At 62.9% G+C, this 14,801-nt stretch carries 15 protein-coding genes; 5 read left to right on the plus strand and 10 right to left on the minus strand.

Annotated features, from left to right (window positions below; genetic code table 11):
- The first annotated feature begins 93 nt into the window (after positions 1–93).
- From OKW39_RS37980 to OKW39_RS37995, 4 genes are all read left to right on the plus strand, one after another.
- Complete coding sequence (locus OKW39_RS37980; RefSeq protein WP_429564983.1) at positions 94–966, plus strand: VOC family protein; 873 nt, start codon at positions 94–96, stop codon at positions 964–966.
- Between the two features lie 360 nt (positions 967–1,326).
- Positions 1,327–3,060 (plus strand): pyrroloquinoline quinone-dependent dehydrogenase, encoded by a 1,734-nt coding sequence (locus OKW39_RS37985; RefSeq protein WP_429334365.1) that lies wholly within the window; start codon positions 1,327–1,329, stop codon positions 3,058–3,060.
- Positions 3,057–3,677: a c-type cytochrome gene (locus OKW39_RS37990; RefSeq protein WP_429564984.1), complete on the plus strand. Its 621-nt coding sequence runs from the start codon at positions 3,057–3,059 to the stop codon at positions 3,675–3,677. The genes OKW39_RS37985 and OKW39_RS37990 overlap by 4 nt, the downstream gene beginning before the upstream one ends.
- 15 nt (positions 3,678–3,692) lie before the next feature.
- Positions 3,693–4,355, plus strand: coding sequence for an ankyrin repeat domain-containing protein (locus tag OKW39_RS37995; RefSeq protein WP_187611501.1), 663 nt, complete (start codon positions 3,693–3,695; stop codon positions 4,353–4,355).
- 9 nt (positions 4,356–4,364) lie between these two features.
- Here the strand turns inward: OKW39_RS37995 and gph are convergent, their stop codons facing one another.
- The 5 genes from gph to OKW39_RS38020 form a co-directional block, all read right to left on the minus strand.
- Positions 4,365–5,057 carry a phosphoglycolate phosphatase gene (gph, locus tag OKW39_RS38000; RefSeq protein WP_429564985.1) on the minus strand — a complete coding sequence of 231 codons (693 nt, stop codon included), beginning with the start codon at positions 5,055–5,057 and terminating at the stop codon, positions 4,365–4,367.
- Positions 5,048–5,869: an HAD family hydrolase gene (locus OKW39_RS38005; protein ID WP_429564986.1), complete on the minus strand. Its 822-nt coding sequence runs from the start codon at positions 5,867–5,869 to the stop codon at positions 5,048–5,050. Before OKW39_RS38005 ends, gph begins: the two co-directional genes overlap by 10 nt.
- A 146-nt stretch (positions 5,870–6,015) precedes the next feature.
- On the minus strand, positions 6,016–6,438 hold the full coding sequence (locus OKW39_RS38010; RefSeq protein ID WP_429352421.1) for an ExbD/TolR family protein: 423 nt from the start codon (positions 6,436–6,438) through the stop codon (positions 6,016–6,018).
- A complete protein-coding gene (locus OKW39_RS38015) occupies positions 6,429–7,196 on the minus strand; it encodes a MotA/TolQ/ExbB proton channel family protein (RefSeq protein WP_429564987.1) in 768 nt (255 codons plus the stop codon). Before OKW39_RS38015 ends, OKW39_RS38010 begins: the two co-directional genes overlap by 10 nt.
- A gap of 58 nt (positions 7,197–7,254) precedes the next feature.
- Complete coding sequence (locus OKW39_RS38020) at positions 7,255–8,010, minus strand: TonB family protein (RefSeq protein WP_429564988.1); 756 nt, start codon at positions 8,008–8,010, stop codon at positions 7,255–7,257.
- A 179-nt stretch (positions 8,011–8,189) separates the two neighbouring features.
- Here OKW39_RS38020 and OKW39_RS38025 point away from each other — a divergent pair, with 179 nt between their 5' ends.
- Positions 8,190–9,305 carry a beta-propeller fold lactonase family protein gene (locus OKW39_RS38025; RefSeq protein ID WP_244144885.1) on the plus strand — a complete coding sequence of 372 codons (1,116 nt, stop codon included), beginning with the start codon at positions 8,190–8,192 and terminating at the stop codon, positions 9,303–9,305.
- Between the two features lie 243 nt (positions 9,306–9,548).
- Here OKW39_RS38025 and OKW39_RS38030 read toward each other — a convergent pair whose 3' ends face one another.
- From OKW39_RS38030 to OKW39_RS38050, 5 genes are all read right to left on the minus strand, one after another.
- Positions 9,549–10,568 carry a phytanoyl-CoA dioxygenase family protein gene (locus OKW39_RS38030; protein ID WP_429564989.1) on the minus strand — a complete coding sequence of 340 codons (1,020 nt, stop codon included), beginning with the start codon at positions 10,566–10,568 and terminating at the stop codon, positions 9,549–9,551.
- 506 nt (positions 10,569–11,074) lie between these two features.
- Positions 11,075–11,740 (minus strand): DUF799 domain-containing protein, encoded by a 666-nt coding sequence (locus OKW39_RS38035; RefSeq protein ID WP_429334358.1) that lies wholly within the window; start codon positions 11,738–11,740, stop codon positions 11,075–11,077.
- Positions 11,741–11,750: 10 nt separating this feature from the next.
- Positions 11,751–12,122: a DUF4810 domain-containing protein gene (locus OKW39_RS38040; RefSeq protein ID WP_429564990.1), complete on the minus strand. Its 372-nt coding sequence runs from the start codon at positions 12,120–12,122 to the stop codon at positions 11,751–11,753.
- Between the two features lie 69 nt (positions 12,123–12,191).
- Positions 12,192–12,872 carry a CsgG/HfaB family protein gene (locus tag OKW39_RS38045; protein ID WP_184061842.1) on the minus strand — a complete coding sequence of 227 codons (681 nt, stop codon included), beginning with the start codon at positions 12,870–12,872 and terminating at the stop codon, positions 12,192–12,194.
- Positions 12,873–12,929: 57 nt separating this feature from the next.
- Positions 12,930–14,693, minus strand: coding sequence for a ShlB/FhaC/HecB family hemolysin secretion/activation protein (locus tag OKW39_RS38050; RefSeq protein ID WP_429564991.1), 1,764 nt, complete (start codon positions 14,691–14,693; stop codon positions 12,930–12,932).
- Positions 14,694–14,801: the final 108 nt, after the last annotated feature.

Genomic DNA, 14,801 nt, shown 5'->3' on the forward strand with positions numbered 1-14,801 from the left:
CCGCGCCGCGCCCGAGTTGCACGAGCACGTACCATTTGCCCTGTTGATGCATAACTTGTCCAGCGTTTCGCGGCTCATGCACAAGGCAAACACATGGAACACTCTTACGCTAACGACGATACCGGCAATCTGATCCTGCTCGAACACGTCAACCTGAAAATCCCCAACCAGATTCTCGCGACCGCCTTCTACGTCACCGGCCTTGGGCTCACGCGCGATCCGTTCGTGATGACCGGGGTCGAGAATATGTGGATCAACGTCGGCCGGTCGCAGATTCACTTGCCGCACGGGGCGGCGCAACGTCTGCGCGGCAGTGTCGGTCTCGTGGTCGGCGAGCTCGAAGCGCTGGTGAGGCGGCTGCGCTCGGTCGAACCGCTGCTCGCCGGCACCGCGTTCGGCTGGACGGAGCGCGCAGGCAGTGTCGAAGTGACGTGTCCGTGGGGCAACCGCTACGAGTGCCTCGATCCTCTCCATCGATCCGCGTCGGCTCCGTGGTCGGACATCGATCTGGGCATCGCGTTCGTGAAGATGGATGTGCCGGTCGGCAGCGCGTTGCCTATCGCGCGCTTCTACCGCGATATGTTCGATGCGACCGTCGACATCGAAGAGAAGCATGGATTGCACCGCGCGGTGATCGATATCGGCACGCATCAACAACTGCTGTACGCGGAAACGACCCAGCCCATTCCTGAATACGACGGACACCATATCGCCATTTACACCGCTGCTTTTTCGGGGCCGTTCACACGGCTCGCCGAAAAAGGTCTGGTATATGGAGAAGAGCCGCATCAATACCGGTTTGCCGACCTGCTCGATCTGTCATCCGGAGAGCGTTGCTTCCGGCTCGAACACGAAGTACGGAGCCTGCATCACCCACTTTACGCGCGCCCGCTGGTGAACCGGAATCCGGAACAGACCAACCGGAACTATCAGCAGGGGGCCGATTCGCGCGGCGGCCGGTTCTGATCGGCTCAACGAGCGGCGGCAACGCGAAGCGACCCAGGTGAAAACGCGACGATCAGGGCGGCGGTCAGCGACCACAACGGTGCACGCTGATCGCTCGCCACTCCTTAACGATTTAATCTAGAAAATCCACAACACATCGCCTACCCTTAAACGAGCCGGTTTTCCGCGGACCCGTGCATCACTTCTCCCCTCTCTGCGAAGCCGACCCGTCCTGACAAAGCTAACAACGATTCGAAGTCGTACGCTTTTGTCGTCTGCGAGGGTTGCGCCATCGTGCTCTTTCACGCTGTCGTCCGCGTGGATCCATGTCGCACTCCTGCGCTGCAATTCATAGGAACAATAAAAAGCTAGGAGACGCTCATGCCATTCAACCGTATTCAGGGAATTGTCGGCCTGCCACTGCTCGCCATCGCGTTCGGCTTGCCTGCGGCTCATGCCGCCGACGAAGTACAGAACAGCTCGACCACCACCGCCGCGCCGGTGCCATCGAGGCTTCAGCCTGTGACCCAGGATCAGCTCGATCGCGCCGGCAGCATGACGGCGGTCTGGCTCCATCCGAACGGCTCGTACGCGCAGACGCGCTATTACCCCGGCTCGCAGATCAACCGGACGAACGTCGCGAAGCTCAGGCCGGCGTTCATCTTCCAGACGGCCGTCAACGAGTCGATGGAAACGGCGCCGATCGTGAAGGACGGCGTGATGTTCCTGACCACGTCGTTCGATCACGTGTACGCGATCGATGCGACGACGGGCAAAGAGTTCTGGCATTACAAGCACAAGATGGGTCCGGTCACGACGTTCTGTTGCGGGCCGAACAATCGTGGCGTCGCGATTTCGGGTGACCGGCTCTATATGGGCACGCTCGACTCCAAGCTCGTCGCGCTCGACGCCAAAACCGGCAACGTGCTGTGGCAAAGCCAGATCGCCAATCCCGACGAGGGCTACTCGGAAACGATGGCGCCGACGGTCGTCGACGGCAAGGTTCTGATCGGCACGAACGGCGGCGAGTACGGCATTCGCGGCTTCGTGAAGGCGTACGACGCGAATTCCGGCCAGTTGCTGTGGACCTTCTACACGATTCCGGAAACCGGCCAGGAAGGCGTGTGGGCCACCAAAGACGCGACCGGCCGCGACGAGAAGCGCGACATCGACGCGGAGAAGAAGCAGTTGGCCGACAAGGGCGGCGACTTCTACAAGACGCTCGGCGGCGGTGTGTGGATGACGCCGGCGGTCGACCGGAAAACCCACACGGTGTACTTCGTGGTCGGCAACCCGTCGCCGGACCTGTATGGCGCGATCCGGCCGGGAGACAACCTCTATACGGATTCGCTCGTCGCGATCGATCTCGACACCGGCAAGTACAAATGGCACTACCAGTACGTGCCGCACGACGTCTGGGACCTCGACGCAGTGAGCCCGCCGGTGCTGATCGACGTGCGCGACAACGACGGCAAGATGATCCCCGGCATCGTGCATGCGGGCAAGACCGGTAACGTGTACGTGCATGATCGCGCGACCGGCCGTCTGATCCGCTTCTCGCAGGCGATGATTCCGCAGGAAAACATGTGGACCCTGCCGACAGCAGCCGGCGCGCGCATGCTGCCGGGCGCGAACGGCGGCGTCGAGTGGTCGCCGATCGCGTTCGATCCGCAAACGCGCCTCGTCTACGCGGCCAACCTGAATCAGCCGATGACGTACCAGGTCGAGGACGCCGCCTATCCGGGCGGCAGCAAGCTGTGGCTGGGCGGCGCCTTCAAGCTGATTCCGTCCGAGGCGCAATGGGGCAAGCTGTCGGCCGTCAACGTCGACACCGGCAAGATCGCGTGGGACTACAAGACCGACCAGCCGCTGATCGGCGGCGTACTTGCAACGGCGGGCGGTCTCGTGTTCAACGGCGAGGGTAACGGCCTGTTCCGCGCGTTCGATGCGGCCACCGGCAAGAAGCTGTGGGAGTTCCAGTGCGGCGCGGGCGTCAACGCGCCGGCCGTGTCGTACATGGTCAACGGCAAGCAGTACATCGCGGTCGCGGCGGGCGGCAATACCCAGATCGACTTCAAGCGCGGCAATAGCGTCGTCGTGTTCGCGGTGCCATGAGGCGGCCGGCGCCGCGAGGAGCGCCGGGTGGGGCGCGCGCTGCATGGGTGGCGCTGCTGTGCGGCGGACTGAGCGCCGCATGGCTGCCGTCGGGCGCGCGCGCCGACGCCGAGGCGGGCAAGGCGAAAGCGCAGGTGTGCGTGGCCTGTCATGGGCCGATGGGCAATTCGACCAATCCGGACTATCCGATTCTGGCCGGGCAAACCGCGCGCTACCTGTATCTGGAGCTGAAGGACTTCAAGCAGGGACGGCGCAGCGATCCGCGCATGTCGCCGATGGCGGCGAACCTGTCGAGCGAGGACATGCAGGACCTCGCCGACTACTTCGCCGCGCAGAAGCCCGTATCGGTGCCGTTCAACGCGGATGGCGCGAGCATCGAGGCGGGCCGCAAGAAGGCCGCCGAGCTGTTGTGCACGATGTGCCACCTGGGTGGCTTTTCCGGGCAGAACGAGATTCCGCGCGTCGCGGGCCAGCAGTATCAGTACATCGTCAAGCAATTGCAGGACTTCCGCTCGCACACACGCACCAACGATGCGGGCAACATGACCAGCGTGACGCGTAATCTGTCCGACGACGACATCCATCATCTGGCCGCTTATATCAACAATCTGCATTAGCACGGGGAAGACACCATGACAGACATGTTCACTCGGCAGCTTGCGGCCGCCGTTCTGCTCGCCAGCGCATTCGGCGCATGGGTGCCGGCGCTCGCCCAGGACCAGGGGGAAATCAACCGCCAACTGCTCGCGGCCGCGAAGGACGACGATCAGCAGTCGGTCGTCGCGGCGCTGCAGCGCGGCGCGTCGGTCGATGCGATGAACCGGATCGGCGACACCGCGCTCGTCACCGCGTGCAAGAAGGGCGATACGGCGATGGCGCGCACGCTGATCGAGCGCGGCGCGAACGTGCAGCATGCGAACGCGCCGGGCGATACACCGCTGATGGCCGCTGCCTACGGCGGCTTCGACGAGATCGTCGCGCTGCTGCTCGCGCATGGCGCCGAGCCGCTCGCGACCGATCGCGTCGGCAAGACCGCGATGGAATACGCAGCGGGCCAGGGGCAAACGAAGGTCGTCGGTCAGTTGCTCGATGCGGGCGTCGACGTGAACCGGACCTACAAGAACGAACTGACCGCGCTGATGTGGGCGGCGGGATACGATCGCGCGGAGACCGCCCAGTTGTTGCTCGCGCGCGGCGCGAACCGGTCGTTGAAGGACAATCGCGGGATGACGGCGAAAGATATCGCGGTGCAGACGAAGTCGGAGCGCGTCGCGGGGTTGTTGTCGGCGGGTTAGCGGCTCGAATCACGCCCGCAATGCCGGCCGCGCTTGCGCCAGAATCGCCGGCAATGTCTCGAACGAATCGATCAGCGCGTCGCAGAGCGGCAGGTCGGCGCCGCTCGCGCTGCCATAGCCGTAGCTGACGATGAAGACCGGCAGACCGGCCGCGCGCGCCGCCGCGACATCGACCGATGAATCGCCGACCAGCACGCAACGTTCGGGCTCGACGTCGAGCAGCCGGCACGCGTGCCAAAGCGGCTCGGGCGACGGCTTCATGCTCGCCACGGTGTCGCCCGCGACCAGCCCGTCCAGATAAGCGGCAAGCCCCGTTTTGTCGAGCAGCGCCGCCGCCAGCGCCTGCGGCTTGTTGGTCACGCACGCGCAGCGGTACCCGTGCTGCTGCAACGCGCGCAGCCCGGCCATCACGCCAGGAAAAACCCGACCCAGCTTTGCGTTGGTCACCGCGTAGTGCCGCTCGAACACGGCCTGCGCGTGCTCCAGTTCGACGTGCTCGCCGAGGCCCGCCGCATCCAGCGAGCGTTGCACGAGCTTGCGCACGCCGTTGCCGATGAAGCCGGTCACCCTGTCGTAAGGCAGTGGCGTGGCGCCGAAGTCCGTCAGCATCAGGCCGGCAGCCGCGACGATGTCCGGCGCGGTATCGACCATCGTACCGTCGAGATCGATCAGGACAGCGTGGTAGTCGCGGTTCATTGCCATGACGCGCTCGCGTTCGCCTGGTCCGCGTTCAGTGCGCCGTGCGCGGCCGAATCGGGACGACGCGTGGCGTCTTGATGCCAGCGGCGCAGTGTCGCCAGGTCCACCCAGCGATGCCATTCGCCGCGCACCATCGCAACGATCGGCGCGTGCGGATCGCCGAGATGAGGCAGCACGGCCAGCGCGCCATCGAAGTCCTCGCGCGCGGTAAAAGCGCTCGGCGTGACCACGACGGGCACGCGCGCGGCGCGCGCCGCCAGCAGGCCGTTGCGCGAGTCCTCGAAGGCGAGACAGGCCGCGGGCTGCAAGCCGAGCTGTTCGAGCACGTGGCGATAGACGTCGGGGGCGGGCTTTTTCGCCGGCGTGGTGCCGGCGTCGCCGATTGCCGCGAAGCGATGGCGCCAACTGGCGCCGAAATGCGCTTGCAGCAGCGCGTCAAGGTTGGCGGGAGTCGTGGTCGTCGCGATCGCCACGCGTAGACCGGCCTCGTTCGCCTCGTCGATCAGACGCGCGATGCCGGGTCGTAGCGGCACGCCGCGCTCGCGCATGCGCTCGGTGTAGTGGCGCGTTTTCAGCGCGTGCAGCGCGTCGACGGCCTCTCGCGCTCGCGGGCCCCCAGCTTCCTCGCACTCGACCGTGCGCCAGTAATGCAGCAGACGCTCCTTGCCGCCCGCCACTTTCAGCAAGCTGGAATAGAGCGCTTCGTCCCAGAACCAGTCGAGGCCCGCTTCGGCGAACGCGGCGTTGAATGCGTGCAGATGAGCAGTCTCGGTGTCGGCGAGCGTGCCGTCGACGTCGAAGATGAGGGCTTGCATCGTGCGGTCCTCGCAAGGGTGGGGTGCCGTTCAGACACGCACCACGATAGCCGAGCCGTCCGCCGATTCAAATTCAGAGATTCTTTCGCCGCCGATAAGCGGGACTTTGTGTGCCGGCACGCACCGAACACGCACGCCGCGCCGCGTCATTTGCCCAACTGCGGATCGGTCACGAAGCCCAGCTTCGTCAGCCCGCCACGCTGCGCCGCCGACATCACGATCGCGACACGCTCGTACGCCACCTTGCGATCGGCGCGCAAATGCAGCTCCGGCTGCGGCGTCGCGAGGGCGGCTTGCGCGATGCGCGCGCGCAAGGCGTCGTCGGTCACGGGCTGACCGTCCCACAGCACCGTACCGTCCGCCTGCACCGCGACGTCCACGTGCGCGGGCTTGAGCGCTTCCGGCTGACTGCTCGCGTGCGGCAGATCGATCCTGACCGCGTGTTGCAGCGCCGGAATGGTGACGAGAAAAATGATCAGCAGTACCAGCATCACGTCGACGAGCGGCGTCATGTTGATCTCGTTCATCAAACCTTGATCGTCGTCGTCGGAGAAAGGGCTCATTGCCATTCGAGGTCTCCGTCGCGGTTTGCGTTCGTCGCGTTGGTGCCGCGCGGCACCACGCGCGTCTGCGGCCCGGCGCTCGACGGCAACTGCGAGCCGGTCACGAAGTACGCGTGCAAGCCGTGCGCGAAGCGCTTCAGGCGCGCGACGATCGAGCGGTTCGCGCGCGTCAGGCCGTTGTAGCCGAGCACGGCGGGAATCGCGACGAAGAGCCCGAACGCCGTCATGATCAGCGACTCGCCGACCGGGCCGGCGACATGATCGATCGAGGTCTGACCGGTCTCGCCGATCACGATGAGCGCATGGTAGATGCCCCACACGGTGCCGAACAGCCCGACGAAAGGCGCGGTGCTGCCGATCGACGCGAGAATCGCGAGGCCGCTTTGCAGGCGCGCGATCGTCTCGTCCATCGTGTCCTGCAGACGCCGGGTGATCCAGTCGGACACGTCGATGCGGTCGTGCAGATGCTGCTGCGTCTGCCGATGGTGCGTCGCGGCTTCATGGCCCGCCAGCGCGAGCGCGAGCAGCGGATTGTCGTGCGCGCCCGATTCCGGATGGCCGAGGCTGCGCAGCCCGTCGTCGAAGCGGTCCGCGCTCCAGAAGCGCGCGTCGCTCCGGGTTGCGCGTCTGAGGCGGATCAGTTGCCACAGCTTCACGATGATCACCGTCCACGACAGCACCGACATGATCACGAGCACGCTCAGAATGCCGCGCGTGACGATATCACCTGAATCCCAGACGTTTGCGAGTCCGTAGTGTTGCATGGCGAGTTCCTTCGTTTGGTGTCCCTGGTCTGTTTGGCGGTGCGCTCACCCTGTCGCGTCACTCGGTCAGTCCGAACACGAACGACTGCGAGTACGCGGCGCGCACCGGCGTGCCGTTTTCGGTGTACGGCTGGCAGGCGCCCGCATGGACGGCGGCGAGCGCCGCGTCGTCGAGCCGCGCGGAGCCGCTGCTGGTTTGCAGTCGCGCCGTTTCGATATGCCCGCTCAGCCCGACGACGAAACGCACGATCGCTGTGCCATGCTCGCCGCGCCGCTTCGCGATGTCGGGATAGTCGGGCTTCGGAATCGAGCAGTCGACGTGCGACACGTTGCGCGGCTCGGTCGACGCGGGCACCGCCGGATGGACGGCGGAAGCCGATGCCGCCGACGGCGCGGCGGCTGTTGGCACGGCGGCTTGCGTGACGGGCTGCGCGGTGCTTTCGCGTGTCGGAGACGGTGTCGGCACAGGCTTTTCCACACTGCGCGGCACCTGCGCGCGAGGCTGCGGCGCCGGTTTGACGCGCACGGCGGGGTGCGTGACCGGCGGCGTTGGCGCCGTCGGAACGACAGCGGCGGGTGGGGGCGGCGCGGGAGGTGAAACAACCGGAGCGGGAGGCTCGGGGCTCAGCAGCGACGCGGTGATCGTGCGCGGCTCGACCGGACGCTCGACGATCCGGTTACGCGCGCTCAACGCGATGGCGAGCAGCACCAGATGCGCGGCGATCACGGCGCCCAGCACGATGGCCGCGCGACGGTAACCGGCCGCGGCATTCGTAGGGCTTCCTGGGTTCACCATGGCAACTTGCAGCATCATCGCCACCTCCGCGCTCATTGTCCCCCGCCGACCCCGCTTTTCAAACCCGCGCCGGCCGGCGCGAAGCAATTCGGGAAAATCTCCCGCCGATCCGCGTTGTCAAACAATCGCCCGGTGGGCTACCTTGAAACGATGACGCGAACCATCGCGGCGCCGCCATATCAACCCGGAGTACAACGATGCTGGAGACACGGATTTTCCCCCGACCACCACGCCGTTCCCTCGCGCTGGCCTGCGCGCTCGTGCTGGCCGCGAGCGCCGCGCATGCCGCGGCCGCGCCGCTCGCCTACGTGACGAGTGAGAAGGCCGGCGTCGGCGTGATAGATCTCGACCAGATGACGCTCACGCAGACCTTTCCGGTCGGCGCCGGTGGCCCGCGCGGCCTGAGCCTGAACGCAGACGGCACGCGTCTGCTGGTCGCCAACAAGAACACGAACGATCTCGCGGTGATCGACACCGCCACGGGCAAGGTGGTCCAGCGCGTGAAGATCGGCAAAAACCCTGAATATGTGCGGGTGCGCAACGGCTACGCATACGTGACCTACGAGCCCGGCGAGGACGGCGGGCCGCCGGGAGCCAAACCCGACGCGAAGGGGGACAATAAGCCCGCAGCGAACGCGGGCAACAAGCCCGGCGCGGACGACGACGACGCGAACAAGCCGCCCGCCGAAATCGCGATCATCGATATGAAAAACTGGCACGTGATCCGTTCGGTCACGAGCGGCCACGAAACCGAAGGCATCGAATTCTCGCGCGACGGCCAGATGATGCTGGTCACCAACGAAGGCGACGATACGGTGTCGATCTATCACACACGAACCGGCGCGCCGATCCGAACCGTGAAGCTCGCGGCGGGCGGGCGGCCGCGCGGCATCCGGCTGTCGCCTGACGGCAAGCATTATGTTGTCACGCTGGAGTCGCTCAGCAAGTTCGTCGTGATCGACGCGCACACGTTCGAGGTAGTCAAGACCGTCGACACCAAACTCGGGCCCTATGGCGTCGCGTTCGGTCCCAACGGTCAGCGGCTTTTCGTGGCCGCCGCGCGCGACAAGGTGGTGCAGGTGTTCGACGGCCACACGTACGAACATGTCGCCGATGTGCCGGTCGGCCAGCGCTGCTGGCATTTCAGCTTCACGCCGGACGGCTCGAAGCTGATGGTCGCGTGCGGTCGCTCCGACGCGGTCTACGTGCTCGACGCGAAGAGCTATCAGCCGCTCAAGCAGATCGGCGAGCTGCCGCTCGCGTGGGGCATCGTCACGTATCCGCACAGCGACGGCTCGATCGAATCGTATTGAGCGAAGCGGGCGAATGAGCTGTTATCGGGTCCTGCCATACCAGCACGTTCGCGCGCGGCACCGCCGCCGCGAGTGCCCGGTCGATGAACCAGAAGGTCACCGTCCCGCTAAAAATTTCCATGTCACTTGACGTTCAGATGAGATTCGTCGCATCCGCAAGCGATGCAACGAGCTCGTTCAAGAAGAAGGACTCCCTAAGTCGGCAACCTATATAAGAGAGCAGGCGAGCCGCGGCGCAACCGACTACCTTTTGATGAGCCGCCTGACGGCGAGTCGGACAGAATGCGGGAGCCTGGAAAAAGCCCCGCGGGAGAGGCGATACAAAACATATCTCGTCATCACGCGGATAATCTTCTTGTCGAGGGGCAAGGAGTTCAGCGTGGTTTTTGGAAAGACCTCATAGTCGGACGGTTGCCCAAAGCCCAAAAACATCGAGATCTGGTCATTCAACCGGGTGATGAATTCGGTGTTGACGATAATCGGCTCGGACCTTTGGATTTCGCTGTCTACCTGGAGGAAGACGCTTTTCCTGACGAAATTCTTGTTGTTGACGGGCCTCGCTCTGTGTATGCCGTATGTGTTGTAGATCAGCAAGGAGCCACTGGGCATCTTGAAGCTTCTGATCGCGGACTCGTAGTTCGCTTCGATAAACTCGTCGGTATAGTCGCTATATGCCTTTTCGCCCGACCAAAGGTGAGAGCCTTCGATATATTGAAACTCGCCATCCTCGACATCCGAGACATAAAAAATAAAGATGATTCCAGGAATATGAGCGAATGCTTTGTCAGTCTTGTTGTCGGTGTGCCACTGCATATGGTGTCCACCATATGTTTCATAATAACGCAGCGCTTTCAGCCGGAATTCGTTGCCCAGATATCGCTCGCAGATTTTGAGCACTAACGACGAGGTGGCAAAGTTGTAGAAGGTCTTCGAAACTGCGAGAAGATTGGTCAGGTAGTACTGTTTCTCGGAGTAGACGCCGCTGATGGAGTTTTCATTCAGCCCAATTCTCGTTTGTGTCGCGTCGCGCTCGATGGTTTTCAGCGTGTATTGCGATATCGCCGAGGGGAAGGCGTAATATCCATTTACATTTAGATCGCTGACGATCTGATCGATGTCGACAGAGAGAAACTCACTGCAAAATAATGCTGCTTCATTTTGCTTGTCACCGGCCCGGACACGACGTGAGCTTGCCGCTGTCTCGTCGACGCTGATTTCAAGGCTGCAGCCCGAATCGTCAATATTGAGGGGCGCGCTTGCCATTGTTTTCTCCCATGGTTTATTCGACCTCTCACTGCCCGTTTGTCGAATCGAAATGGACAAATGGATGTTAGTTGCAGGGACGTCGTCGAAATCGCGGAGTCGGAAGACGACAAGATTTTGGCCAGCCGAGACCCGAGGCTGCGCCAGTTAGCGAAAAGATCACGAGCCGTGATCTCTGATCGTCTCCCGTTTGTGTGACGAGAACCGCGCCTGGCGCCGCGAAGCCGAAACCGGAGCTGCGGCAGCTGAAGAGGCACCGGCGCCTCTGTTTCATTTGCAACACTCGCGCCGCTCATGAGACGTTCATTGTGTTGCATCGACCGGTTGGATCCGCCGAGCGGAGCCGACTTTCGAATGTCCCAGCTATGGTGCGGGCGAATGACGCTTCATGGCCGCACTGAGACCGACGATCTGACATCGTCTGTCCGACCAGGTCCTACTTTCTACGCAGTAGTACCGTACGAGCCATCTGCCGCCACAGCCAGTCCCTGCTGATCGAGGATTGTTCAATCAGTGCCGTATTGAGGTGACCGTGGCCCGTAAAGCAGCCCGTTCGGCGGCCCGGCATGCAGAAGCCGATAGCTCGCCACTCCGGCAATATCGTGCCCCCTGTCCGTCAGCGAATTCGCAACCTGCTTGATCGCTGCCATGACCAGCATGCCGATCAGGCCACCGCCAGCATTGTTGTTGCCCTCATTGCTGTTGGCGCTCGCACTACCCTGCCATAGCACGTCACCGGTCTTGAGATCGACCAGCCTGGCGGACGCCGTTACTACTGTTGCACTGTCGACGATGTGGTACACGGAGCCGTACTGTGTGATCTTCGAATACAGCGCGGCGTCAGCACCGAAGATCTCCCGAAGCTTCGCGGGGGAGGTTGCCTGAATATCGGCCGGGACGGTCAGGCCGTTCTGGCGGAATGTCTCATCCATCACCGCCACTGGCACCACGTAGTAACCCGATTCGGCGAGTGGCATCGTCATCTGCGAAAGCATGCTGTTCGTCGCCTGCACGTCGGTCGTCTCGTTTTCTGGCGGTAGAACGAGGATTGAGTGCGGCCGGCTGTTCCTGAAAGCGGTGTAATCGGCATGCTTGACGGGTTGCGCACACGCAGCTAACAACGCGAACGTCGAGAGGGCAAACCAAAGTCTGAAAGAAAGGAATCTGGACATGACGGCTCGCTTAAGGCTGTTTCGTTTTATGTTTCATCAGGAAGTCCATGTAGGTCGAGGACTCCGGAAACAGTTGCTTCTCGGACTCGAACTCCTGCATGGCCTGGGTGTCGTTCCCGACACTCGCGTACAGCATGCCCAGTTGCGCATGAAATCCCGGCGGCGGCGTGTGCCCCTTGCCGCTGATGTCCTGGAGGGCCTTTTCCAGCGCATCGATCTGCTCCTGCGGAGCCTTTTCTCCCTTGAGATAGTCGTACACGGCCGGCTGGTAGCCGGTCCACTGGTAAAGCGGCTGGGGGCGGTTCGCCGCGCATCCCGCGAGGAGCATGGCTGTCGCCATTACTGGCAGACAGATTCCCCGCATCATGCGGCTATGTTTCATCGTGAATCGCGTCATCATATTTATGGCAGATGCGGTTGAAAGTGGATGGAACGCAATGGCCCGGCACACTTACTGTGCGGCCTTGAGCGTGCCTGCATCGACCTGCTCGACCAGGTGATTGACGGCCTCCTGAATCGCCAGATCGAGCACCTTGCCGTTCAGTGTCGAGTCGTAGCCGGCGGTTCCGCCGAAGCCGATGACTTCACGGTTCGAAAGGCTGAACTCGCCCGCTCCCTGGCTCGACGCCACGACTTCCGATGTCGTCGTGTCGACGACGTTCAGGCTGACCTTTGCGTAGGCCACCTGACTCTTGCCACGGCCGAGGATGCCAAATAGCTGCCGGTCGCCAACCTCCTTGCGACCGAACTCCGTTACGTCCCCGGTGATGACGAAGCGCGCCCCCTTGATCGATTGTGCTTTTTTGAGGAAGCCTGCTTCCTGGCGGATTTCGTCGAGGTTGTCGCGATCGAGCACATTGAAGCGCCCAGTCTGCTGGAGCGCCGTGATCAGGATGGTTTTGGACTGACCACCGAGACGGTCAACGCCATCCGAGAAGATGCCGCGCATATAGCTCGACCGGTTGTCGAACTTGCCGACTGAAATGCCGATGGGTTGGCCCACTGCTGGCTTCTGCGCACTGGCGACGGGGGGCACCGGCAGCGAGCGCGACGACTCGGTTGCACATCCGCCCAGCGCCACCACAACGGCAACAGCAACGGCTCCAAGCCCATTCGTTTTCGATAACTTCATTTTGTTTTCCTCTTTGTTGAAACGCCGAAAACCCGGATAGCGTCGGCGGGGTAAATATCAGAATTGAGCGGTCAACTGGAAACCGAGCGTCACGCGCGCAGTGGGAAAATCTGACGGCTTGTAGATTGGCGTCCCGGCGAACAGGTCATAGGCGAGCGCGCCAGCCTTTGCTGATGCACTACCGCGCACACCGATCACCGCACCTGCCAGTTGCGTACCGGCGAGATATGCGGCGTTCGGTCCGAACACTTGCCCGTAATCGATGCCTGCGTAAAGTGACTGCCCCGTCGATCCAACCGATAGCTGCAACTCGTTGCGCCAGAAGAAACCGCGTTCGGCCGCGAGCATCGTTTCGCCGTCGAAGCCGCGCACCGTGTAGCGGCTGCCGATGGTCAGGTCATCGATATAGTTCAGCGTGTTGTTCGTGAACTGCCCATGCACGCTCGTCACGTAACGCAATGGCTGGCTTGCTATCCTGAACGGCATTGACAGGTTCGCGTCGAGGACGGCCATGCGGAAGCGGTAAGTCGGGCCATTCTCGTAGAAGTCTGGTGTCGCCCCGAGTCCGCCCACGCCCTGACGGTACGCGAGACTACCGTCGAACTGCGAACTGCCGAAGTAGTGGCGATCGGTCAGGCCGGCCTCGATGAACGTGTTGTTGCGCCGCTGCTGCGGGATATCGGTGTCTTCAATGAAGCTTTCACCGAAGCGCTTCGTCAGGCGGAACTGCGCGCCAAGTACGTTGTTCTGGCTGCGCATGAGCACGCGCTGTAGCCTGAAGTCCGCCGTCTGTGCATTGCCGCTCGAAACGAAAGTCGCGTTAGCGCCCGCGATCTGCTGGTAGTACGTGTTCGTGTAGGCCGATAGCGTGCCGGTCCAGTAGCCCCACGGAATCGAATACGAGCCGTTCCAGCCGTGCGAACCGAGACCTTTGTCGCCGAATTCGAGATCCTGACTCACACCGACGTTGAAAATGTCGTTTAGCCCGAGCGGGTTGTCGATGCCAAGGCTCAGGTTGCCTTGCAGCTTGCCGGTGGCCCGCGTGCCTGAGTTGTCCACTGAGGTGACCACCTTCCAGGGCTTCGCGCGCTTTACCGTCACGACCACATCGCTTTCGCCCGGTACGTCAGTGGGTTCGACTTTCATGTCAACGTCCTGACTGCTGACGCGCTTCATCTGTTCGAGTCCCTGTTCGAGGTCACGCAGGTTCAGCATGTCACCCTCGCGGGCCGGGAAGGCGGTTTTCCATGTGCCGCGCGTGGCGGGATCGGCAAAGCGGATCGTCCGCACGACACCCGGCACCAGTGCGAACTTCAGCACGCCGCTTGACAGGTCCTGCTCAGGCAGCAGTACGCGTGTGGTGATGTAGCCGCGACCGAGAATAGCCTGCTGCAATCCCTTGGTGAGCGTGTCGAGTCCCGCCTTGCCGATGCATTGCCCCCGGTAATGGTCGAGCCATTCGCGGGCGAAGGCGAAGCGGTCGAGCGGCAACGCAGATGCGCCCTGTTTGCGTACTGCATCCGGCAGCGTCGCGGGCACGTCGAGCACGAACGAGTCGATGCGAAAGCACGGCGTTTCGACTGGCAGTTCAGGCCAGTTCGATGCGCGTTCGACAGTCGAGCGCACGGCCGGCGCTTTGACTGTCGCGTCGCGTTGCTGAGCTTCGTGCTGTTCCTTGACCTGCTGGATCTGTTCGGCGTTCGCGCGTGCCGCTGCCGCCGTGTCGGCTGGGGTCGGGGCCTGCTGTGCGTGGACAGCCTGTCCCGCGAGCGAGGCAGAGGCTATCAACGGCAGAAGCGATAGCCGCTTGCTGACTTTCATTGTTCTTCAATTCCTGATTCTGATAATTATGCGGGCGAAGCGGACGTTCGCCACTCAGCGGGCAGTTGCCGGTTGAAGCGATACGCGTTCGCGCCTTCGAACATGCCC

The organism is Paraburkholderia sp. MM6662-R1, assembly GCF_050436245.1.
Taxonomy (GTDB): Bacteria; Pseudomonadota; Gammaproteobacteria; order Burkholderiales; family Burkholderiaceae; genus Paraburkholderia; species Paraburkholderia tuberum.

Coding starts and splice junctions, on each gene's coding strand:
- OKW39_RS37980 (WP_429564983.1), top strand. CDS start 94: ATGGAACACTCTTACGCTAACGACGATACCGGCAATCTGATCCTGCTC.
- OKW39_RS37985 (WP_429334365.1), top strand. CDS start 1,327: ATGCCATTCAACCGTATTCAGGGAATTGTCGGCCTGCCACTGCTCGCC.
- OKW39_RS37990 (WP_429564984.1), top strand. CDS start 3,057: ATGAGGCGGCCGGCGCCGCGAGGAGCGCCGGGTGGGGCGCGCGCTGCA.
- OKW39_RS37995 (WP_187611501.1), top strand. CDS start 3,693: ATGACAGACATGTTCACTCGGCAGCTTGCGGCCGCCGTTCTGCTCGCC.
- gph (WP_429564985.1), bottom strand. CDS start 5,057: ATGGCAATGAACCGCGACTACCACGCTGTCCTGATCGATCTCGACGGT.
- OKW39_RS38005 (WP_429564986.1), bottom strand. CDS start 5,869: ATGCAAGCCCTCATCTTCGACGTCGACGGCACGCTCGCCGACACCGAG.
- OKW39_RS38010 (WP_429352421.1), bottom strand. CDS start 6,438: ATGGCAATGAGCCCTTTCTCCGACGACGACGATCAAGGTTTGATGAAC.
- OKW39_RS38015 (WP_429564987.1), bottom strand. CDS start 7,196: ATGCAACACTACGGACTCGCAAACGTCTGGGATTCAGGTGATATCGTC.
- OKW39_RS38020 (WP_429564988.1), bottom strand. CDS start 8,010: ATGATGCTGCAAGTTGCCATGGTGAACCCAGGAAGCCCTACGAATGCC.
- OKW39_RS38025 (WP_244144885.1), top strand. CDS start 8,190: ATGCTGGAGACACGGATTTTCCCCCGACCACCACGCCGTTCCCTCGCG.
- OKW39_RS38030 (WP_429564989.1), bottom strand. CDS start 10,568: ATGGCAAGCGCGCCCCTCAATATTGACGATTCGGGCTGCAGCCTTGAA.
- OKW39_RS38035 (WP_429334358.1), bottom strand. CDS start 11,740: ATGTCCAGATTCCTTTCTTTCAGACTTTGGTTTGCCCTCTCGACGTTC.
- OKW39_RS38040 (WP_429564990.1), bottom strand. CDS start 12,122: ATGAAACATAGCCGCATGATGCGGGGAATCTGTCTGCCAGTAATGGCG.
- OKW39_RS38045 (WP_184061842.1), bottom strand. CDS start 12,872: ATGAAGTTATCGAAAACGAATGGGCTTGGAGCCGTTGCTGTTGCCGTT.
- OKW39_RS38050 (WP_429564991.1), bottom strand. CDS start 14,693: ATGAAAGTCAGCAAGCGGCTATCGCTTCTGCCGTTGATAGCCTCTGCC.